The organism is Streptomyces sp. NPDC046977, assembly GCF_040644455.1.
Lineage (GTDB): Bacteria > Actinomycetota > Actinomycetes > Streptomycetales > Streptomycetaceae > Actinacidiphila.
Map to the genome: position 1 here is coordinate 1 of NZ_JBEYWO010000004.1, position 20,048 is coordinate 20,048.

The 20,048-nt window shown below is 74.2% G+C and carries 19 protein-coding genes and 1 pseudogene; 9 read left to right on the top strand and 11 right to left on the bottom strand.

Annotated elements, in window-relative coordinates:
- Positions 1-115 precede the first annotated feature (115 nt).
- Positions 116-505 (bottom strand): hypothetical protein, encoded by a 390-nt coding sequence (locus tag ABZ883_RS07400; protein ID WP_360903000.1) that lies wholly within the window; start codon positions 503-505, stop codon positions 116-118.
- 246 nt (positions 506-751) lie between these two features.
- Here ABZ883_RS07400 and ABZ883_RS07405 point away from each other — a divergent pair, with 246 nt between their 5' ends.
- The 4 genes from ABZ883_RS07405 (at position 752) to ABZ883_RS07420 (ending at position 6,131) form a co-directional block, all read left to right on the top strand.
- Positions 752-3,640: an AAA family ATPase gene (locus tag ABZ883_RS07405; protein WP_360903003.1), complete on the top strand. Its 2,889-nt coding sequence runs from the start codon at positions 752-754 to the stop codon at positions 3,638-3,640.
- A gap of 80 nt (positions 3,641-3,720) precedes the next feature.
- Positions 3,721-4,005 (top strand): hypothetical protein, encoded by a 285-nt coding sequence (locus ABZ883_RS07410; protein ID WP_360903005.1) that lies wholly within the window; start codon positions 3,721-3,723, stop codon positions 4,003-4,005.
- A 92-nt stretch (positions 4,006-4,097) separates the two neighbouring features.
- Entirely contained in the window at positions 4,098-5,204 is a 1,107-nt protein-coding gene (locus ABZ883_RS07415; protein WP_360903008.1) for a nitroreductase/quinone reductase family protein, read from the top strand.
- A 138-nt stretch (positions 5,205-5,342) separates the two neighbouring features.
- A complete protein-coding gene (locus tag ABZ883_RS07420) occupies positions 5,343-6,131 on the top strand; it encodes a VOC family protein (RefSeq protein WP_360903011.1) in 789 nt (262 codons plus the stop codon).
- Between the two features lie 71 nt (positions 6,132-6,202).
- On the opposite strand, the gene ABZ883_RS07425 is transcribed toward ABZ883_RS07420, so the two are convergent.
- Complete coding sequence (locus ABZ883_RS07425; RefSeq protein ID WP_360903014.1) at positions 6,203-7,345, bottom strand: glutathione-independent formaldehyde dehydrogenase; 1,143 nt, start codon at positions 7,343-7,345, stop codon at positions 6,203-6,205.
- Positions 7,346-7,563: 218 nt separating this feature from the next.
- Here ABZ883_RS07425 and ABZ883_RS07430 point away from each other — a divergent pair, with 218 nt between their 5' ends.
- A complete protein-coding gene (locus ABZ883_RS07430; protein WP_360903017.1) occupies positions 7,564-7,752 on the top strand; it encodes a hypothetical protein in 189 nt (62 codons plus the stop codon).
- An 18-nt stretch (positions 7,753-7,770) separates the two neighbouring features.
- Here the strand turns inward: ABZ883_RS07430 and ABZ883_RS07435 are convergent, their stop codons facing one another.
- From ABZ883_RS07435 to ABZ883_RS07450, 4 genes are all read right to left on the bottom strand, one after another.
- Positions 7,771-8,574 (bottom strand): thioesterase family protein, encoded by an 804-nt coding sequence (locus tag ABZ883_RS07435; RefSeq protein WP_360903020.1) that lies wholly within the window; start codon positions 8,572-8,574, stop codon positions 7,771-7,773.
- 121 nt (positions 8,575-8,695) lie between these two features.
- The gene (locus ABZ883_RS07440) at positions 8,696-9,046 is read right to left on the bottom strand and encodes a hypothetical protein (RefSeq protein WP_360903024.1); all 351 of its coding nucleotides are present in this window, start codon (positions 9,044-9,046) and stop codon (positions 8,696-8,698) included.
- Complete coding sequence (locus tag ABZ883_RS07445) at positions 9,043-10,221, bottom strand: SpoIIE family protein phosphatase (RefSeq protein ID WP_360903027.1); 1,179 nt, start codon at positions 10,219-10,221, stop codon at positions 9,043-9,045. The genes ABZ883_RS07440 and ABZ883_RS07445 overlap by 4 nt, the downstream gene beginning before the upstream one ends.
- Positions 10,218-11,810, bottom strand: a complete 1,593-nt coding sequence (locus ABZ883_RS07450) for an ATP-binding protein (protein WP_360903030.1) — start codon at positions 11,808-11,810, stop codon at positions 10,218-10,220. Before ABZ883_RS07450 ends, ABZ883_RS07445 begins: the two co-directional genes overlap by 4 nt.
- A 321-nt stretch (positions 11,811-12,131) precedes the next feature.
- Here ABZ883_RS07450 and ABZ883_RS07455 point away from each other — a divergent pair, with 321 nt between their 5' ends.
- On the top strand, positions 12,132-12,563 hold the full coding sequence (locus ABZ883_RS07455; RefSeq protein ID WP_360903033.1) for a response regulator: 432 nt from the start codon (positions 12,132-12,134) through the stop codon (positions 12,561-12,563).
- A 23-nt stretch (positions 12,564-12,586) separates the two neighbouring features.
- On the opposite strand, the gene ABZ883_RS07460 is transcribed toward ABZ883_RS07455, so the two are convergent.
- The 5 genes from ABZ883_RS07460 to ABZ883_RS07480 form a co-directional block, all read right to left on the bottom strand.
- Entirely contained in the window at positions 12,587-13,687 is a 1,101-nt protein-coding gene (locus ABZ883_RS07460) for a glutamate--cysteine ligase (protein ID WP_360903036.1), read from the bottom strand.
- Positions 13,684-13,902 (bottom strand): DUF5133 domain-containing protein, encoded by a 219-nt coding sequence (locus ABZ883_RS07465; protein ID WP_360903039.1) that lies wholly within the window; start codon positions 13,900-13,902, stop codon positions 13,684-13,686. The genes ABZ883_RS07460 and ABZ883_RS07465 overlap by 4 nt, the downstream gene beginning before the upstream one ends.
- 200 nt (positions 13,903-14,102) lie before the next feature.
- A complete protein-coding gene (locus tag ABZ883_RS07470; protein ID WP_360903042.1) occupies positions 14,103-14,273 on the bottom strand; it encodes a hydrophobic protein in 171 nt (56 codons plus the stop codon).
- Between the two features lie 314 nt (positions 14,274-14,587).
- Positions 14,588-16,186, bottom strand: coding sequence for a glycerol-3-phosphate dehydrogenase/oxidase (locus tag ABZ883_RS07475; RefSeq protein WP_360903045.1), 1,599 nt, complete (start codon positions 16,184-16,186; stop codon positions 14,588-14,590).
- A complete protein-coding gene (locus ABZ883_RS07480; protein ID WP_360903048.1) occupies positions 16,183-16,785 on the bottom strand; it encodes a TetR/AcrR family transcriptional regulator in 603 nt (200 codons plus the stop codon). Before ABZ883_RS07480 ends, ABZ883_RS07475 begins: the two co-directional genes overlap by 4 nt.
- 78 nt (positions 16,786-16,863) lie before the next feature.
- On the opposite strand from ABZ883_RS07480, the gene ABZ883_RS07485 reads away from it, so the two are divergent.
- From ABZ883_RS07485 to ABZ883_RS07495, 3 genes and pseudogenes are all read left to right on the top strand, one after another.
- Positions 16,864-18,459, top strand: coding sequence for an FAD-binding oxidoreductase (locus tag ABZ883_RS07485; RefSeq protein ID WP_360903052.1), 1,596 nt, complete (start codon positions 16,864-16,866; stop codon positions 18,457-18,459).
- 42 nt (positions 18,460-18,501) lie between these two features.
- Positions 18,502-19,383: a YegS/Rv2252/BmrU family lipid kinase gene (locus ABZ883_RS07490; protein ID WP_360903055.1), complete on the top strand. Its 882-nt coding sequence runs from the start codon at positions 18,502-18,504 to the stop codon at positions 19,381-19,383.
- A gap of 113 nt (positions 19,384-19,496) precedes the next feature.
- Positions 19,497-19,634, top strand: a pseudogene (locus ABZ883_RS07495) (diacylglycerol kinase family lipid kinase); the annotation flags it as partial.
- Between the last annotated feature and the right edge of the window lie 414 nt (positions 19,635-20,048).

Below are 20,048 nucleotides of genomic sequence, written 5' to 3' on the forward strand. Positions count from 1 at the left end.
GGGCTGGGGCGGGGCGGGGGGGGCGCCCCCCCCCCCCCGGGGGCCACTTGTCTGCCCGGGCGCGGGGATCGCAGGGGGGCCCCGGGCCCGGCCCGGGCCGGGCCACCGCCCTTGATCAGCGCGCGGGGACGGGCGCCGGCACGGTGCCGGTCCCGGCCTGCGCCGGAGCGGGCGCCGTGCCGCCCTTCGCGGGCGCCGGTGCCGTGGCGGGCTTCGGGGCACCCGGGGCACCGGCGGGGGCCGGGGCGGCACGGTGGTGGGCCGGAGCCGTCGCGGGGGCCGGGGCGGTGCGGCCCTTGCCCTGCGCCTGCGCCTGCGCGGGCGCGGACGCCTCCGTGTCCGTGTCGGCCTGCGCGGCGGGCGCGGGCGCCGGCTTCGGCGTGGCGGCGTTCGCGGTCATGGCGGCGCCGCCGAGGGCCAGGGCCGCCGCGACCGTGGACGTGCCGACCACGATACGTGCCCGGTGCCGGCGGGCCAGGCCCGCGATGGCGTGACGTGCGGTCATACCGTTCCTCGAATCATCAGGGGGAGAGCGGGGTCGAAGGCGCCTTCACTCCCACAGACGCGCGGAGCCGTCCGAGGTTGCGGATGTGACCCACGACATGTTCCGGCCCCCGCCCGGCCGCGGGCTCGTGAGCGGCAGCCACAGCGGGCCGATGCGCGCACCGGCGTACCCCGCCCGGAAGATCGTAGAGTGGCGTGAGGCGACCGACCTTGTGCGATGCGGGGGAAGCCGGCGGAGGGGGCGGGTGTGGGCGACGGGGGTCTGGTGGGGCGCCGGCGGGAGCGTACGGCGCTGTCCGGCTGGCTCGACGCGGCGCTCGGCGGTGAGCCGAGGCTGGTGCTCTGCGGGGGAGAACCGGGAATCGGCAAGACGCGGCTGGCCGTGGAGACGGCCGCCTTGGCGTCCGCGGCGGGTGCCGCGAGCTGCTGGGCCCGGGCGCACGAAGGCATCGGCACACCCCCGTTCTGGCTGTGGCGGCAGCTGCTGCGCTCCGACCCGGCGCTGCCCGGGGCCGGATCGGGGAACGTCCTGGACATGATCGAGGCCAACCGGGACGCGGACCGGTTCGTGCTGTTCGACGCCGTCGTCCGCCAGGTCTTCGCACGCGCCGAGCGTTCCGGGCTGCTCCTGGTGGTCGAGGACGCGCAGTGGGCGGACGAGCCGTCGCTGCTCCTGCTGCGCTACCTGGCGCGTGAGCTGCGGGGCGCACGGGTGCTCGTCCTCGTCACGTACCGGACTGTGGGGGTCCCGGACGGGGCGGCCTGGCGGAGCGTACTGCCGGACCTGGGCCGGGAGGCGGTGACGGTCCCCCTGCCGCTGGCCGGACTGGGGCGTCAGGAGACCGCACGCCTGGTGGAGGCGGTGACCGGTGAGGCCGCGGCCGGCGACGCGGCGGGCGAGGTGTACCGGCTGAGCGGCGGCAATCCGTTCTTCGCCCGCGAGCTGGCGGGGACGTGGGCGGCGGGAGGGAACGCGCCGGACCGGCGCCTGCCGGCGTCCCTCGTGGACGTGATCGCGCAGCGCACGGCCGTCCTGTCGGACCCGGCGCGCCGGATCCTCACCGCGGCGGCGGTGCTCGGTGAGCAGTTCCCGGTGGCGGTCATGGCGGCCATGGCCGGCAGACCCGCGATGAGCTGCCTGCCGCTGCTCGAGGAGGCGGCCCGCGCGGGGCTCGTCGCGGCCGCGGACACCCTGGGCGAATGGCGTTTCACCCACGCGCTGCTGTGCGAGGCGATCGAGGCCCGCACGCCGGGCGAGGAGCTGGCCCGGCTCCACCGGGCGGCGGCCGAGACGATCGAACGGATCTACGCCGAGCAGATCGACGACCGCTCGGCGGACATCGCCCGGCACTGGGCCGCGGCCTCGCTCGACGATCCGGCCCCTGCGGTGACCTGGGGACGCCGGGCGGGCGACGCGGCGCTGCGCTCCCTCGCCTATGAGGAGAGCGCGCGCCTGTACCGGCTCGCACTGGAGGCCGGGGGGCCGTCGATCGATCAGCGGCTCCGGTGCCGGCTGCTGATCGACCTCGCCCATGCCCACTGGCGGGCGACGGCCATCGAGCCGTGCCGCACGGCCCTCGCCGAGGCCGTCACCATCGCCCGCCGGATCGGCCGGCCGGACCTGATCGCCGAAGCCGCACTCGGCGTCGAACCGATCGGGTCGATGTCCTGGGACCTCGGTCTGCGCCAGTGGTGCGAGGAGGCGCTCGCCGGAGTCGACCCGGCCGAGGTCGCCCTGAGAGCGCGCCTGCTCGGCAGGTCGGCCGAGGCCGCGGTGTACACGAACGAGTTCGCCGCCGCGGAGTCGGCCAGCGGCCGGGCGCTCGCCCTCGCCGACGGGACCGCCGATCCCGCAGCGGCCATCGCCGCTCTGAAGGCCCGTCAACTCTGCCTCGCCGGGCCGGAGAACATCGACGAGCGCGGCGTTCTCGCCCGCCGCATGACCGAGATCGGACTCACCCTGCGCCGTCCCCGGGAGGAGATGCTGGGGCGTCTGTGGCAGATCGACACCCACTGGGAGCGGGGGGACCTGGCGGCCGTCGCCGCCGAACTCCCGCGCCTGCGCTGGTGTTCCGAGCATGTCGGCGGACCGATCGCCCGCTGGCACCTGCTCACGGTGCGCGCCGCACTCGCCGCCGCCCACGGCCGCTTCGACGAAGCACTCGACCTCGGCCGGGCGGCCTTCGACACCATCCGGGCCACGAACCATCCGACCGCGTTCGGCGCGTACATGTCCCTGCTGTGCGCGGTCGCCCACCATGCCGGCCACGACCGTGTGGCAGCCGGTCTGCCGGCGGACCTGCCGAGCGACCTGCCGGCCGACGGGGGCGAAGTGCGCGACGCCATCTTCGGCCACATCGGGGCCGCGTTCCTGCTCGCCCTCAGCGGAGAGCGGGACGCGGCCCTCGGCGCCTACCGCGGTGCAGGCCCCGTCCACGCCTGGTGGCCGCCGCCGTACTTCCGGGTGCTGGCCTGGGCCTACGGATCCCTGCTGGCCGTCACCCTGGGCCAGGTCCACGACGCCGAGCGCTTCCACGACCTGCTGCTCGCCGAACAAGGGCGCTTCGTGGTGGCGGGCGCCGGCACGGCCAGCTACCTGGGTCCCGTGGAGCTGCACCTCGGGCGCACCGCCGCCTTCCTCGGCCGGCTCGACGAGGCCGTCGTCCACCTCGGCACCGCGCTCGCCCACGCGCAAGGCGCCGGCGCGACCGGGTTCGCCGTCGAAGCGGAGTACGAGCTGGCCGCCGCCCTCGTCCGCCGGGCGGCCGACGGCGACGTCGACCGGGCACGCGTCCTCCTCGACAGTGCCGGACCGGCCGCGGTGCGCATCGGCATGACGGCATGGGCGCAACGCGCCCGGGACCTGCTGGGCGCGATCGCCCCGAGCCCGCAGACCAGTCCGCTGTCACCCCGGGAGACCGAGGTCGCCGAACTGGTCGCCCAGGGAATGACGAACCGCGGGATCGCCGGCGCCCTGTTCATCTCCGAACGCACCGCGCAGACCCATGTCCAGCACATCCTCACCAAGCTCGGCTTCTCCACCCGCACGCAGATCGCCGCCTGGGTCCACCGTCCTGCCGCCGGGCCGCTGAGTCACACGGGTCCCGGGGCGGGCGCCGACCCCGGCAATACGTAGGGCGATAAGTCATCCGGCGGACGCCCGGACCCTGCGACGGCCCGAAGAATCCTCTTCGGCGCACCGCAGGAGGAGGACCCATGCCGTACATCCATGTCAGCCGCACACCCGGGCGTACGCTCGCCGACCATCACGCCGTCCAGGCCCTGGTCGGACGGCCCGAGGGCAAGCTCGTCAGCATCGCCGGGGAGGCCGACGCGGCCCTGCATGTCATCGACGTCTGGCAGTCCAGGGGCCAGGCCGACCGCTTCGCGGCCGAGGTGCTGTTCCCCGCCTTCCGGAAGCTGGACCTGGCGCCGGGCAGCGACGCCACATACATCGAATTCGAAACCGACGACGTGGACGTCGACCTGCTCGCCCTGTGAACGCGGCGGCACCACGGCGGTCGGCACCGGCCCGCCGGCCGCGCCCGCATGCCTCCCTCTCCCACCCTCAAGAACGAACGAGGACGGACGTCATGACCGAGACCGCACGCGACACCGCACCCGACACCCACGACATGGTGGTCGTCCACCGGATCTTCCGCCGGGAATTCCGGCTGCTCGCCGATCTGATCCTGCGCGCACCGGCCGGTGACACCCGGCGTGCCGCCGACATCGCCGGGCACCTGGAGTTCACGCTCGACGTCCTGCACCACCATCACGGCGCCGAGGACGCGTACTTGTGGCCCCGGCTGCTGGAGCGCGCGCAGCCGCGGGCCGACCTCGTCCAGCGGATGCAGCGCCAGCACGAGACCGTCGACACGTCCCTCGAGGCCGTACGGCAGCTGACGCTGAAATGGCGCGGCGATCCGACCCTCGCGCTGGGGTACGAACTGGACGTGGCCCTGACCGGGCTCCGCGACGCCCTCGGCGAGCACCTCGACGACGAGGAGCGGCACATCCTCCCCCTGGTGCGCACCCATCTCACCGTCACGGAGTGGGAGGAGGTGGGGCAGAAGGCGTTCGAGAAGTTTCCCCGCAGCGCGCTGCCCGTCGCGGTCGGCCAGCTGCTGGAGGTCGCCACGGCATCCGAACGCGAGCAGTTCCTCGGCAGGCTTCCGCTGCCCGCACGCGCGATGTGGCACCTGGTGGGCCGCGGGCAGTACGCCCGCTACATCCGGCGCGTGCGCGGCGCACCGCCCCGCGGCACGCACCCGGCGCTGAGGATGGCGGCGCGAGCGGCCAACGCGGTCGCCGTCTGGCTCTACCGCACCACGAACGGCCGGGTCGCGGGCAGCGCGAAGGGCGTTCCGCTCCTGCTGCTGACCGTCCCCGGCCGCAGGACCGGCAGGCCTCGCAGCGTCCTGGTGGGGTACTTCCGGCACGACGGCGGATATGTGGTCACCGCGTCCGCCGGGGGCGCCAAGCGGGATCCGCGCTGGATCTCCAACCTCAGGGCGGCCCGGCAGGCCCGCGTGCAACTCGGCGGCGAGAGGCATGTGATGAGCGCGCGCATCACCGAAGGGGTGACGCGCGACCATCTGTGGACCACGGTGGTGCTGGCCCGCGCGCCGTTCTTCGGCCGGTACCAGGAGAAGTCCGGCCGCGTCATCCCGGTCGCCGTGCTGCGACCGGGCGACTGACGCCCGCCGGGGCCCGGTGCCGGCGGCCGCGCGTGGCCGGGAGCGGACGCATCCGGCGGGGCGCACCCGCGAACCGTGACGTACGGCGCAGAATGACCGCAACGGCGGCACCTTTGACCCCGACGCACTGGAGGCCCCATGCCGTACGCCACGTCCCCCTACCGGCCCGGAACGCCCTGCTGGATCGACCTCATGGTCCCCGACCAGCAGGCGGCTCTCGACTTCTACCGCGACCTCTTCGGCTGGCAGGGCGAAGTGGGACCGCCCGAGACCGGCGGCTACTCGGTCTGCACGCTCAAGGACAGGCCCGTCGCGGGCATCATGGCGACGATGGCGCCCGACGGCGCCCCCACCCCGCCCACGGCGTGGACCACCTACCTCGCCACGGCGGACGCCGACTCGGCGACGGAGGCGATCACCAAGCACGGCGGCACCGTGCTCTCCCCCGGCATGGACGTCATGAGCCTCGGCCGCATGGCGATCGCCGCCGACCCCACCGGCGCGGTGTTCGGGCTGTGGCAGGCCGGTGAGTTCCTGGGCGCCCAGATCGTCAACGAGCCCGGGTCGCTGGTGTGGAGCGAGCTCGCCTCCGGCGACCTCAAGACCGCCTCGGCGTTCTACTCCGCGGCCCTGGGCCTGGAGACCGAGCCGATGGACGGCGCCTCCGACTACTTCTCCCTCACGGTGGACGGCCGGGTCGTCGGGGGTGCGCAGGGGCTGGACAACCTGCCGCCGCAGGCGGGGCCGCACTGGCTGGCGTACTTCTGCGTGGACAGCACCGACAGCACCGTGGACGCCCTCGTCCGCGCGGGCGGCAATGTGCTCGCCCCGCCGTTCGACATGTCGGCGGGCCGCCTCGCGGTCGTCCAGGACCCGCAGGGCGCGGTGTTCGGGCTCATCGACGCCGCCGGCCCCGAACTGCCCTGAGCGCGCACCGGCCGGGGCCGCCGCCCATCGCGGGGCGGCGGCCCCGGCCGTGACGGTCGTGCGCCCCGCGACTACTTCTGACCGGGGTGCAGGACCACCTTGGTGTAGCCCTCGATGCGCTTGTCGAACTTCTCGTACGCCGAGGGGGCGTCGGACAGCGGCAGTTCGTGGGAGACCACGAAGCTCGGCTTGGCCCGCCCCTCGATGATGAGGTCGCGCAACTGCCGGTTGTACCGCTTGACGTTGCACTGGCCGGTGCCCAGGCGCAGCCCCTTCTCGAAGAGCCGGCCGATGGCGACCAGCAGCCGGCCGCTCTTGGCCTGCGCGTCCGGGCCACCGGGGTCCGAGGGCACGTACAGGCCCGGGATGCCGAGCGCCCCGGTCGCGCGGACCGTGTCGATCAGCGAGTTCAGCACGGCCGCGGGCTCCTCGCGGTCCTGGCTCTTCGCCTGGGCCTGGTAGCCGACGGCGTCGATGCCCTTGTCGGTACCCGCGCCGCCGGTGTGCTCCTTGATCTGCTCCACCGGGTTGCCCTCGGCGAAGTTGACCGGGACCGCGCCGATCTCCTCGGCCTTCTGCAGCCGCTCGGTCACCCGGTCGACGACGAACACCTTGGACGCGCCGCGGATGAGGGCCGAGTACGCGGACATCAGCCCGACCGGTCCGCCGCCGTACACCGCGACGCTCTCGCCGGGTTTGACGTCGGCGAGCTCGTTGCCGTGGTAGCCGGTCGGGAAGATGTCGGCGAGCAGGACGAAATCCGTCTCGTGCTCGGAACCGGGGGGCAGCTTCAGGCAGTTGAAGTCCGCGTACGGCACCCGCAGGAATTCCGCCTGGCCGCCGGGCCAGGGGCCCATGGCGACATATCCGTAGGCTCCGCCGGCGAATCCCGGATTCACGGTGAGGCAAAATGCGGTGAGGCCGTCCGAGCAGTTCTTGCAGAATCCGCAGGCGACGTTGAAGGGCATGACCACGCGGTCGCCCTTCTTCAGGGACGTGACGCCCTGCCCGAGCTCCTCGATGATCCCCATGTTCTCGTGCCCGAAGACGATTCCCGCCTCGGCGGCGGTGCGTCCTTCGTACATGTGCAGGTCGGACCCGCAGATGGCGGTGGACGTCACCCGTACGACCACGTCGTTCGGGTGCTGTATCCGGGGTTTCTCGACTTCCTCCACTGCTACTTCGAACGGTGCTTTGTAGACTACGGCCTTCACCTGACACCTCCGTTGGTGTCGTGCTCTCGTACGTTCCGGAGGGGAACGCCGCCGTCAGCCCACCGTGTCGCATCGGGAGCGGACGGTGGGCGGGCCGCGGCGTTTCGCCCCGCGTGACCTATTTCTCATGCTGCCCCCGTGGGAGGAATGGGACAAGCCAGCTAATCTTTACCCCGTATTGCCTGATTTCGGTTTGTTTTCCAAGGAAGGCGGGAACAGTGGCGCAGCGTTTGGGAACCCTCCTGGTCCCCGTGCCGGGCCTGTCCGGCACGACCTACCCGGTGGGCACGTCCGTCGTGATCAACGGGCGCGGGTCGTCGGTCGACGCCTTCGTGGACGGTGACTGGCTCCCGCTCGCGTGGTGGGAGTTCTCCGAGGGGCACGCCGAGGACGCGACCGACCTCTGACGCCGCCGCCCCGCCCGGTCAGCCGCGCGGGGCCACGAAGAGGCTCTGCACGCCGCGGCCGATCGGCCCCCGCTCGTCGTGCAGCGCGGCCTCGGCCATGCCGATCCCCGCCCCGTCGATCACGGTGCGGGCGTCGAGGCAGACCCACTCGCCGACCGGATGGCGGTGCAGGTGCACCGTCAGGTCCGGGTTGACGAACAGATGGGCCGAGAAGTCCAGCACATTGCTCACCCCGTTCCCGGAGTCCGCCGCCACCAGCACCCGGTCCAGCGGGGCCGTCTTCTCGCCCACGACCAGCGGCACCCGCATCCGCAGCCAGCACGTCGCGGGACCCGGCTCCCGGTAGGAGCCCGCGGCGAAGCGCGACTCCATCGCCGTGTGGTAGCCGACGTCCCACGGCACCGGGAAGAACGGCACCGTCCGGGACTCCTGCGGCCCCGGTACCGAGGGCCCGGGCGCCACCTCGGGCACCGAGCCCGGCTCCGTCCGGATGCGCAGCGCCCTGGCCCGCATGATCTCCTTGCCGTCGTCCGCGGCGAGCGACGCCTCCGTCAGCTCCACACTGCGGCCTTCGCGCAGCACGCGGGTGGTCACGGTGAGGGGCAGCAGCGGCACGGGCCGGTGGATCTCGAAGGTGATCCGCGTCAGCCGCATGTCCTCGCGCGCTCCGGGGCGCTCGCGCACCGCACGGCCCAGCAGTGCCGCCGGCGGCCCGGCGTGCTGGCTGTGCTCGTCCCACGGGCCCCGGGTGTACGCGGTGGGGGCGAAGCGCTCCTCGGCCACCCGCTCGAAGAAGGCCTCGGCACTGGACGGGACGGTCACGACGCTCTCTCCTGTCCATGGACGGCACGAAACTACTCGCCGGTAGAACCTGCGGGGCCAGTAGATCAGTGCCCCCGGCCGGCGGGCAAGGCTCCGCCCCGTTCCCCGTCCGCCGTGGCGGTCAGCGGAACGTGTGGACGACCTGGATCTCCCCGACGATGTGCGCGTTGAACTCCGGCAGCTCCTCGGCCGGCACCCACAGCTCCAGGATCGTGCGCCCGCCGGCCTGCTGGACGGGGTAGCGCGCCAGGAACGCGGTGTCGACCTCGAAGCGGGTGACGAAACCGGCTCCGCTGTGCTGGACGTTCCAGTCCCGGGCGATCCTGATCGCGTAGTCCTCGTTGAGCACCGGGTAGAAGATCGGCTGCTCCGGAAGGCGGGGCGGCCAGGCGCGCCAGCCGAGCTCGCGGACCAGGTCCAGTTCCACGGGGCCCGTGGGGCGCCAGAGGGTCGTCGTCGGCGGGGCGGTCACGGGGCGCTCCAGTCCAGCCGCAGCACGGCCAGGTCGTCGGTGTGGCGGTCGGCGTCGAGATCGCGGATCCGCGCGATCAGCCGGTCGAGATGGGCGTCCGGGTCGGCCTGGGAGAACTGGCCGATCAGCGTGAGCAGGCCCTCCGCGCCCAGGCGCTCGCCGTCCTCACCGGTGTGGCCCTCGACGAGGCCGTCGGTGTACAGGGTCAGCGCACCCCGCGCGGGCAGGGCGAACGTGGTGGACGGCCAGTGGGCCAGGTCGGGCATGATGCCCAGCGCGATGCCGTGCCCGGCCTCGACCGGTCCCGTGGCGCCGTCCGCGGTCAGCAGCGGTTCGTGGTGCCCGGCGAGGTGCAGCGTCGCCGTCCGCGCGGGCAGGTCCAGTGTGAGCAGGGTGCAGGTGGCGAACAGGTCAGGCTGCGCGCGCTCGGCGACCAGGATCCGTTCCAGCAGGCGCAGCAGGTCGTGCCCCCGGTGGCCGCCGAGGGTGAGCGCCCGCCAGGTGATGCGCAGGCAGACTCCCAGCGCGGCGGCGTACGGGCCGTGGCCGCTGACGTCCCCGATGACGGCGTGCACGAGCCCGTCGCCGGTCTGCACGACATCGAGGAAGTCGCCGCCGAGCAGGGCGCGTTCACGGCCGGGGATGTAGCGGGTGGTGGCGGTGACCTCGTCCGTGGTCAGCAGGGGCTGGGGCAGCAGCCCGCGCTCCAGACGGGAGTTCTCCTCCGCGCGCAGGGCACCGGCCTGCAGGGCGACGGCCGCGCGCTCTGCCTGCTTGCGCTGGACCGCGTAGCGCACGGCGCGCTGCAGCAGTTCGGGCTCGACCTTGCCCTTGACCAGGTAGTCCTGGGCGCCCGCCGCCATGGCCCCGGCGCCGGCCTGGGACTCGGCGAGACCGGTGAGCACGATGACCGCGGCGCCCGGCGCCGCGCCCTGCACCGCGGAAACGCCCGCGGGCCCGCTGGCGTCGGGCAGGTGCAGGTCGAGCAGGACACAGTCGGCGGCCTGCGCGGCGAGTTCGGAGCGTGCCTCGGCCAGCGTCTTGTGCCAGGTCAGCTCGTACCGCAGACCGGTGTCGGCGAGGAGCTCCGTGACCAGCAGCGCGTCACCGGGATCGTCCTCCACGAGCACGATGCGGTACCGCGGCTCCTGTACGGGAGCGGGGGCGGGGTTCATCCGGCGTCGGGCTCCCCGGTGTCGTCCGCACCGGAGTCCGCGGCGGAGACCGCGGTGGCGTGGACCGGAACGGGGAGGGTGAAGGTGATGCGGGTGCCGGGCGTGTGCTCCGGGTCCACCCCGATCGTCCCGCCGTGGAACTCCACGATCTTCTTGCACATCGCCAGGCCGATGCCGTTGCCCGGATAGGCGTCCTTGGTGTGCAGGCGCTGGAAGATCACGAAGACCCGCTCGGCGAACTCCGGGTCGATGCCGATCCCGTTGTCGGCGACCGCGAAGCGCCACAGGTCGCCGTCGCGGACCGCTTCCAGGTGGATCCTCGGAGGGACGTCGGTGCGGCGGAACTTGACGGCGTTGGAGACCAGGTTCTGCCAGAGCATGCCGAGCTGGGTGGTGTCCCCGACGACGCTGGGCAGCGGGTCCCTGGTGACCTCGGCGCCGGACTCCTCGACGGCCACGCTCAGCGAGTCCAGGGTGCGGTCGACGACGGCGTCCAGGTCCACGGTGCTGTGCTCGTTGTGGATCCGCCCGACCCGGGAGAACGCCAGCAGGTCGTTGATGAGGGTCTGCATGCGGTTCGCGCCGTCCACGGCGAAACCGATGTACTGGTCGGCCCGGTCGTCCAGTTGGCCGCCGTAACGGCGCTGCAGCAGCTGCGTGAAGCTCGACACCTTGCGCAGCGGCTCCTGGAGGTCGTGCGAGGCCACGTACGCGAACTGCTCCAGCTCGGCATTGGAGCGCTTGAGTTCGGCGGACTGCTCGTCCAGCATCTGCCGGGCCCGCTCGGCGAACGTGAGCTCGTCCGCCAGGCGCCGCCGCATCGCCTCCACGTCGTGGGCCAGCAGCCGCAGGTCGGCCGGGCCGGTCGGGGTGATCGGGTGCGCGAAGTCGCCGCGCGCGACCTTGCGGGCGTCGTCGCTGAGCCGGGTCAGGGGGTCGGTGATGCCGCGGCGCAGGCCCTCGAAGACGAGCGCGGCCAGCACCACGATCAGCACGGCCGCCGCGGCGAACACCCAGTTGCGCAGCACGATGGACCGGTCGAGCTTGGTCCCGGCCTCCAGGCGCGCGTCCCGCAGATGGTTCTGCTGGCGGGTCATGGCCTTCCGTACGGCGTCGAAGGCGGTCCTGCCCGCGTCCGCGCGGTCGGTGGCCAGCCGGACGGCCTGGCCGGCCGGGGCGTCGGCGATGGGGCCGGCGATGGTCCGCTGCCAGACGTCCGCCGCGGTCACCACCCCGGCCAGGTCCGCGTTCGCCGTCGCGTCTCCGCGGACCAGGGGGCGCAGCCGCTCCAGCGCGGTCTTCTCGGCGGCCAGGCCCTCGGTGTACGGGGTGAGGAAGTCCTGCTGCCCGGTGAGGCCGTAACCGCGGATACCGGTCTCCTGGTTGACCAGGGCGGCTTCCAGCCGTACCGCGTTGACCAGGGCGGGGGAGCGGGTGTCGACCAACTGGCGGGTGAGGGTCGTGCTCCGGTCGAGCGACCATATGCCCAGCGCCCCGAGGACGGTGAGCACCGCGAGGGCCGCGCTCACCCCCACGCGGAGCCAGCGGCGGGTGGTCCACCGCGCAAGCCGGCCCGTCTCGTCCACCACGTCGCAGCCCCTTCTGATGCCGGATCCGTGTCTCTGCCCGCCGCAGCGTCCGCCCGGAATCCGTGCGGCAGGCACTCACTGTAGCCGTCCTCGCGACAACGTCTGTTGTCCTGGTTGATCGCGACCCCCTAGGGTGGGAGCCATGCCTGGCATCGACTTCCCCCCGCGCCCCGCCGGGCGGGGGACCGCCGCGGAGGCGCCGCCCCACCTCCACGAACCGGCGCGCCCGCGGCAGCCGGCACGGGCCGTCCGCGGACCGGCCGGGCCCGCACCATCCCCCCACCGCCTCGTGCGAGGCACCGACCGCACCCGGAGCCGACGATGATGATCGCCTCACCCCGCCCCTACGACGTGCTCCTGGTCGAGGACGACCTCGCCGACGCCATGCTCATCGGGGACGCCCTGTCCGAGCGCGGCGCCCGCAACCTCACACAGGTCGAGGACGGTGTCGCCGCCCTGGACTACCTGCGCGACGAGAACAACGCCCGCCCCGACCTCATCGTGCTCGACCTCAACATGCCCCGCATGAACGGCCGCGAGCTGCTGGCGATCCTCAAGGCCGACGACGACCTGCGCGCCATCCCGGTCGTCGTCCTGACGACCTCCGCCGCGCCGGACGACGTCGCCGGCGCCTACCAGCGGCACGCCAACGCCTATGTGACCAAGCCGGTCAACCTCGACGACTTCAACCGCGCGGTGCAGAGCATCGACGCCTTCTACCTCGACACCGTGACCAAGCTGCCGCGCGACTGACCGCCGCGGGGCCGCGTCGCGGCTCACCCCCGGGTGCGCCGGACGCAGGCGGCGACCACGGCCCGCAGGTCGCCGTCCCGCTCCAGCCGGTCCCGCTGGAAGCAGGCGCCGTTGCCCGCCTTCAGCAGGCCGGCGAGGGCTTCCTGCGCCGGGACGAGGTCGCCGTTGTCCTCCAGGGCGTCGCGTACGTGCTCGAACAGGGCGCGCACCGCCGCCTCCGCGGGCACGGGCTCCATGCCGAGCGGGTGCAGCAGCCGCCCGCCCAGTCCCTCGCGGGCCGCCCGCCAGGTCGCCAGCCGCAGCAGCGCGACGCTGTGCCGGGGCGGCGGCTCGCCGTCCTCCCACTGCCGGGTCGCGGTCTCCACCAGGGCCCGCACGAGGGTGGCGACCAGGGCCGTGTGCCATGCCTCGAGGCAGACGTCGGCGACCCTGACCTCCACCGTCGGCCAGCTGCGGGACAGCCGGGCGTCGAAGTACACCATGCCCTCGTCGCGCAGCGCGCCCGTGCCGACCATCGACGCCACCAGGGCGTGGTAGCGGTCGGCGGAACCGAAGACCTCGACCGGGCCCGCCGAGGGCCACCGGCCCCACACGCGATTGCGGTAGCTGGCGTACCCGCTGTCCTGGCCCTGCCAGAAGGGCGAGTTGGCGCTGAGCGCGAGCAGGGCGGGCAGCCACGGGCGGATCCGGTCCAGGACCGCCACGCCCTCCTCGTCGGAGTCCACCGACACATGGACGTGGCAGCCGCAGGTGAGCTGTTCCTGTGTGGTCAGCCCGTACCGCTCGCCCAGCCACCGGTAGCGCTCCCCCGCGCTGAGGGCGGGGTCCACCGGCAGCGGGGACGTGGCGAGCGCGGCGACATCGGCGCCCAGGTCCTCGGCGTGCCGGGCCGCCTCGCCGCGCCAGCGGGTGATCTCGGCGCCCAGGTCCTCCATCCGCACCTGCGGCCGGGTGGCGAACTCCAGTTGCTGCCGCTGGAGTTCCGTCTCGAACACGTCCTCCCCGGCCGACGGGTCGCGGCGCGCCGAGGCGAGGACGGCGGTCGACAGCGCGCGGGGTTCGCCGGACTCGGCGTCCAGCAGGAGCAGTTCCTCCTCGACGCCGACGGTGCGGACCGCTCTCACGCGACGGCCGAGTCGTCCAGCGGCCTCGCTCCCGGCAGGCGCAGCCGCGCCGCGACGAGGGCGGCGTCCACGTCGCCGGTGCCCGTCGCCACGCACAGTGTGTACGAGACGTCCTCCAGCCGGCGCCGGACCTCGGGGTCCGCCGGGTCGAGCACGTGCAGCGTCTCGTAGCGGTCGACGAGGTCGTTCAGCACAGCGGGGTGGGCCATGAGCATGGTTCTCTCCTCGATAGTCCGCGGCACTGGGCCGAACGGTGTGTCCGAGAGCCGCTTACCCCCGTTTCGGGGTATCACGCGGCCCTTTGGACACGCGGACACGCGGACACGCGGACGGGGGGGGGCCCCGGGGCGCCCCCCCCCCCCCGGGGGGGGGGGGCCGGGGGCCCCCCCCCCGTCCGCGAGGGGTCAGCAGGAGGTCACCACCGGTACCAGCGCGACCTGCCGCCACCCGAGGAGGTGCCGCGCATGACGAACCCGAGCAGCCACAGCACCAGGATGATCAGGGCGACCCACCACAGGGCCTTGAGGGCGAATCCGGCCCCGAAAAGAATGACGGCCAGAAGCAGAACCAGCAAAAGGGGAACCACGTGCGCCTCCCGTGAGCGAATGCACGACGATATGACGCGGTGAACACGCGACCGGACGATCCGGGTGAGCAGCCGGGTGCCGGCCGGAGAGGTGTCCGGCACCCGGCTGCACCGTTCACCGCTGTTTTCGGGTGCCCCGGATGCCGGCCCGCAAACACCCACCGCCGCGGGCTGTTTCACGTCGCGCGCCCGCCCGCCCTTTCCGCCGCGCCGGCCGCACGGGCCCGACACCGGAATTCCGCCCCGGAATTGGCGGGTCGCGCGGCAAGGGAATGCGGCCCGGTGAATTGCGCGCCCCGCCGGGGGTGGCGGCGTCATTCCGCGGCCGGGCGGGCCAGTGCCTCCTCCGCCGCCTTGACGGCCTGCTCGCGGTCCGCGGGGACCAGGCCGATGCGGCTGCGCCGGTCGAGGAGGTCGGCGGCGTCCAGCGCGCCCTCGTGGCGTACCGCCCACACCAGTTCGGCCCGGGTCACCGGGTGCCCCGGCACGACGGGCTCGCGCAGGGCCGGTTCCGCCGCGCCGAGGGCGTGCACCGCCGGGGCCTCGGTGCCGTACCGCCGCACCAGGCGGCGCGGCGCCGCGAGTCCGGTCAGCTCCGCGGCCGGGGCCGCGCCGACCAGCGGCAGGGACGCCGTACGGGACGGCCCGGCGCCCAGGCCGCGGGCGGAGACCGCGGCGTCGACCGCGTCCTGCGCCATCCGGCGGTAGGTGGTCAGCTTGCCGCCGACGACGGTGACGACACCGTCGCCCGAGGTGAGGACCGCGTGCTTGCGGGAGATGTCGGACGTGTTCCCGGCGCCGTCCGCGGCGGTGTCCAGCAGCGGCCGCAGCCCGGCGAAGGCACCGACGACGTCCTCACGTCCCACCGTGGTGTCCAACGCGGTGCCGAGCACGTCGAGGAGGAAGCCGATGTCGGTCTCGGGGACCTCCGGGACGTCGGGGATGCCGCCGTCGACCGGCTCGTCGGTGAGCCCCACGTAGACCCGCCCGTCGCCCTGCGGCAGGACGAGCACAAAGCGGTTGGACTCGCCCGGGATCGGGATGTGCAGGCCCGCCGGGAGGTCGCCCAGCGGTGCCGAGCGCAGGACGAGGTGGGTGCCGCGCGAGGGCCGCAGCCGGATGCCGTCCACCAGCCCGCCCGCCCACACGCCGGCGGCGTTGATCACGGCGCGGGCGCGGATCGTGGTCTCCTCGCCGGTGAGTTCGTCGCGTATCAGGGCACCGGCGCTGGTGAGCGCGACCGCGCGGACCCGGGTCAGGACGCGTGCGCCGTGCGCCGCGGCGGTACGGGCGATCGCCGTCACCAGGCGGGCGTCGTCGGCGAGTTGGCCGTCCCAGGACAGCAGTCCGCCGCGCAGCCCGGACGGGCGCAGCGCGGGGGCGAAGTGCCGGGTCTCCACGGCGGAGAGCCGGCGCGGGGCCGGCAGCGTGGCGCGGGAGGTGCGGGCCGCCAGCCGCAGCGCGTCGCCGGCGCGGAGGCCGGTCCAGGCCACGGCGGCCTGGCCGCGGGAGACCAGCGGGGTGAGCGGGAGCACGAACGGCTGCGCCTGGACGAGGTGGGGGGCGGTGCGTTCCATCAGCACGCCGCGCTCGACGGCGCTCTCGTGCGCGACGTCCAGCTGACCGGAGGCGAGATAGCGCAGACCGCCGTGGATCAGCTTGGAGCTCCAGCGGGAGGTGCCGAAGGCCAGGTCGTGGGCGTCGACGGCGGCGACCGACAGACCGCGCGAGGCGGCGTCCAGCGCCGCCCCCGCGCCGGTGGCGCCGAGGCCGACGACGAGGACGTCCACCACGCCGCCACCGTCGGCGAGTTCGGCCAGCTCACGGGCGCGCCGGGCCGCGGACAGCGATGACCCGGGCGGGGCCGGGGAGACGGCGGGGCGGGCCGGAACCGGGCTGCTCGTGGGGCTCATGGCGTCAGGATCCTCTCCAGCATGGTCCGCAACTCCTCAAGGAACGCGGCCGAGTTCAGGTCGGGGTCGTCCTCGTCGGTCATGGTGCGCAGCGAGAGCGTGAACGACTGCGCGAGCAGCAGCACCGCCCGCGCTTGCCGGCCGGGGTGGGCGCGGCGGACGGAGCCGTCGGCGTGGCCCTCCTCCAGCGCGGTGGTGATCAGCTGCAGCAACGCGTCCTGGCTGGCGCCGCGGCGGTCCAGGACGTAGGGGAGGAGCAGTTCGGGATCGACATCGACGATCTTGATGAAAAGGGGGTGCGCCCGGAACGCGCGGACGCCGTCGACCAGCCCGCCGACCAGCCGCGACCGGACGTCGTGGTCGCCGGCGTGCCCGGGGATCGCGTCCGTCGCGACGTTCACCCACTCACGGGTCATCAGATCCCCGACCAGGGTGCGCACATCGGGCCAGCGCCGGTACAGCGTCATGCGCGAGACACCGGCGCGGCGGGCCACGTCGGTGAGGGTCGTGCGGCGCACGCCGACGGCCAGGACGCAGTCGCGGACCGCGTCGAGCACCGGATCCACCGCTGTCCGAGTGTTGTGACGAATAGGCGTCATGTGTCACAGTGTAACGCCCTTGGAAACAACGGGAGATGACCCTCTGACCCCGGCCCCGCGACCGATGAGGACGACGACGTGGACATGTTGTGGAGCGGCTGGGGCGACCCGGCCAAGGCGGCCCCACTGCCCGACAGCGTGATCGCCCTGCTGCGCGATCTGCTCGGGGTCAAGCCCCGGGAGGCCGCCCCGGCCGGCCTGGCCGACATCGAGGTCCCGGAGAGCCCGCTCGGCGACGAGGCCCGCGAGGCGCTCGCCGACGCCGTCGGCGGCCTGTCCTTCGTCCGCACCGACCCCGAGAGCCGCATCCGGCACACCCGCGGCAAGTCCACGCCGGACCTGCTGCGCATCCGGGCCGGCGACGTCGCCGACGTCCCCGCCGCCGTCGTGCTGCCCGCCGGCCACGACGAGGTGCTCGCCGTACTGGCCGTGTGCGCCGAACACGACCTGACCGTCGTGCCGTTCGGCGGCGGCACCTCCGTCGTCGGCGGCCTGGCCCCGCAGGGCGGCCGCCCCTTCGTCGCCCTCGACCTGCGCCGCATGGACCGGATGCTCTCCCTGGACCCGGTGTCGCGCACCGCGATCCTCCAACCCGGCCTGCGCGCCCCCGAGGCGGAGGCGCTGCTGGCCGAACACGGCTTCACCCTGGGCCACTTCCCGCAGTCCTACGAATGGGCCACCATCGGCGGGTTCGCCGCGGCACGCTCCAGCGGCCAGGCGTCCGCCGGGTACGGCCGCTTCGACGAGATGGTGCTCGGCCTGACCGTCGCCACCCCGCGCGGGACCCTCGACGCCGGCCGCGCCCCGCGCTCCGCCGCCGGCCCCGACCTGCGTCAGCTCGTCCTCGGCTCCGAGGGCGCGCTCGGCGTCATCACCTCCGTCACCGTGCGCATCCGCCCGGTCCCGCAGGTCACGGTCTACGAGGGCTGGCGCTTCCCCGGGTTCGCCGAGGGCACGGCCGCGCTGCGCCGGCTCGCCCAGGACGGCCCCCGCCCCACGGTGCTGCGGCTGTCCGACGAGACGGAGACCATGATCGGCCTGGCCCAGCCCGACGCCATCGGCGCCTCCGGCGGCCCCTCGACGGCGGGTTGCGTCGCGATCACCGGCTACGAGGGCACCGAGGAGGACACCGCCTACCGCCGCGCGCGGGCCGCGGCGGTGCTGCGCGACTGCGGCGGCGAGTACCTCGGCGAGGAGCCCGGCCGCCGCTGGGCCCACGGCCGCTACTCCGCGCCCTATCTGCGGGACGCCCTGCTGGACGCGGGCGCCTTCGCCGAGACCCTGGAGACCGCGACGTTCTGGTCGCGCCTGCCCGAGCTGTACGACTCGGTGCGCCACGCCCTGACCGCCACGCTCGCGGGCGCCGGCACACCGCCCCTGGTCATGTGCCACATCTCGCACGTGTACGAGAACGGCGCCTCGCTCTACTTCACGGTCGTCTCCGCGCAGGGCGAGGACCCCGTCGCCCACTGGGCGCCCGCCAAGACCGCGGCGAACGAGGCGATCATCGCCGCGGGCGGCACCATCAGCCACCACCACGGCGTGGGCGGCGACCACCGCGACTGGTACGTCCGCGAGGCCGGCCCGCTCGGCATCGCCGCGCTGCGGGCCGTGAAGGACGCGCTCGACCCGGCCGGGCTGCTCAACCCCGGCATCCTCCTCCCGGGCCGCTGAGCCCCGTCCCTTTCCGTCCGCCCCCACCACGGAGGTACGCGCATGCGACAGTTCACCGCCGTCGTCAACCCCACCGCCGGGGGCTCCACCGGGGCCGCCGCCCTCCTTCCGCTCGCCCGGCTGCTGCGCGAGGCCGGAGCGGGGCTGGAGACGGAGTACAGCACCAGCCTGGCGCACGCGCGGGAACTCGCCCGCCGCGCGGGCGAGCGGGGCCGCGTCGTGCTCGCGGTCGGCGGGGACGGCATCGTCGGTGGCATCGGCGGCGCTCTCAGCGGCACGGACGCCGTCCTCGGCCTCGTGCCCGCCGGTCGCGGCAACGACTTCGCCCGCGCCCTCGGCCTGCCCGCGGGACAGGAGGAACTCGCCCGCGTCCTGCTCGACCGCGACCCCCGCGCGGTCGACACCATCGAGATCGACTCCGCTGTCCACCACCGGACCGTCGTGCTGGGCAGTGTCTATGCGGGAGTCGACGCCCTCGCCAACCGCCACGCCAACGCCTCCCGGTTGCTGAGCGGCGCCGCCTCGTACTACGCGGGTGGGCTGCGCGCGGTCGCCGGCTGGCGCGCGGCCGCCTACCGCGTCACCGTCGACGGGGAGCTCCACGAGCGTCGGGGCTACACCGTCGTGGCGGCCAACTCGGGCTTCTACGGCTCCGGTCGGGCGATCGCGCCCGGCGCCCGTGTGGACGACGGCCTGCTCGACGTCGTCATGATCCGCGACGCGCCGCGCCGGCTCTTCTTCGCCCTGATGAACGAACTCAAGACCGGCGCCCACGTGCACCGGCCCGAGGTCGAGATCCTCCGCGGCAGGGAGATCCGCATCGAGGCCGACCGCGATGTCCCCTACGGCGCGGACGGGGAGGTCGACGCGGTCCTTCCGGTCACCGTGCGCATCCGGCCGGGTGCGCTCAAGGTGCTGTGCTGAGGCCGGAGTCCGCTCACCCGCGCTTCGACGGAGCCGGCGCGCACGCCTGACAGGCGTGGCGGGCCACGCGGCTCATGCGACTGCGGCCCGCCCGGCCGCACGGGTGGCCGCGCGAAGTTGTGCCGGTGGGCGGCAGGGAGATCCGCATCGAGGCCGACCGCGATGTCCCCTACGGCGCGGACGGGGAGGTCGACGCGGTCCTCCCGGTCACCGTGCGAATCCGGCCGGGTGCGCTCAAGGTGCTGTGCTGAGGCCGGAGTTCGCTATCCGGCGCGCACGCCTGTCGGGGTGGCGGGCCACGGTACTCACGGGGCCGGGCCGCCCGGCCGCACGGGTGGTGGCGGGGCGCGGTCGTTTCACGCGTCGCGTCCGTTCGGCAGTGCGCCGCCGGGCGCACGGCAGTTGCGCCGGTGGTGCGACTGGTAGGCCTGACGGTGATCGCCACGGCGGGGCGCTGCGCAGCCGCGCCTGGTACCGCCGTCCCGCAGGACGACGGCGCACCGGCAGCGCCCCGCCCGCGAAGGGCGTTCGGGCGCCGTCCGGCACCGCATCGGCAGCAGCCCCCCGCCGAGGACCCTCGCGTCGCCACCGGCCGGTGTGGCGAGGAGACCGCTCACGCCGAAGCCCCGGGAGGGAGGCGGCCGCCGGGCGACGGGGCGCCGGCC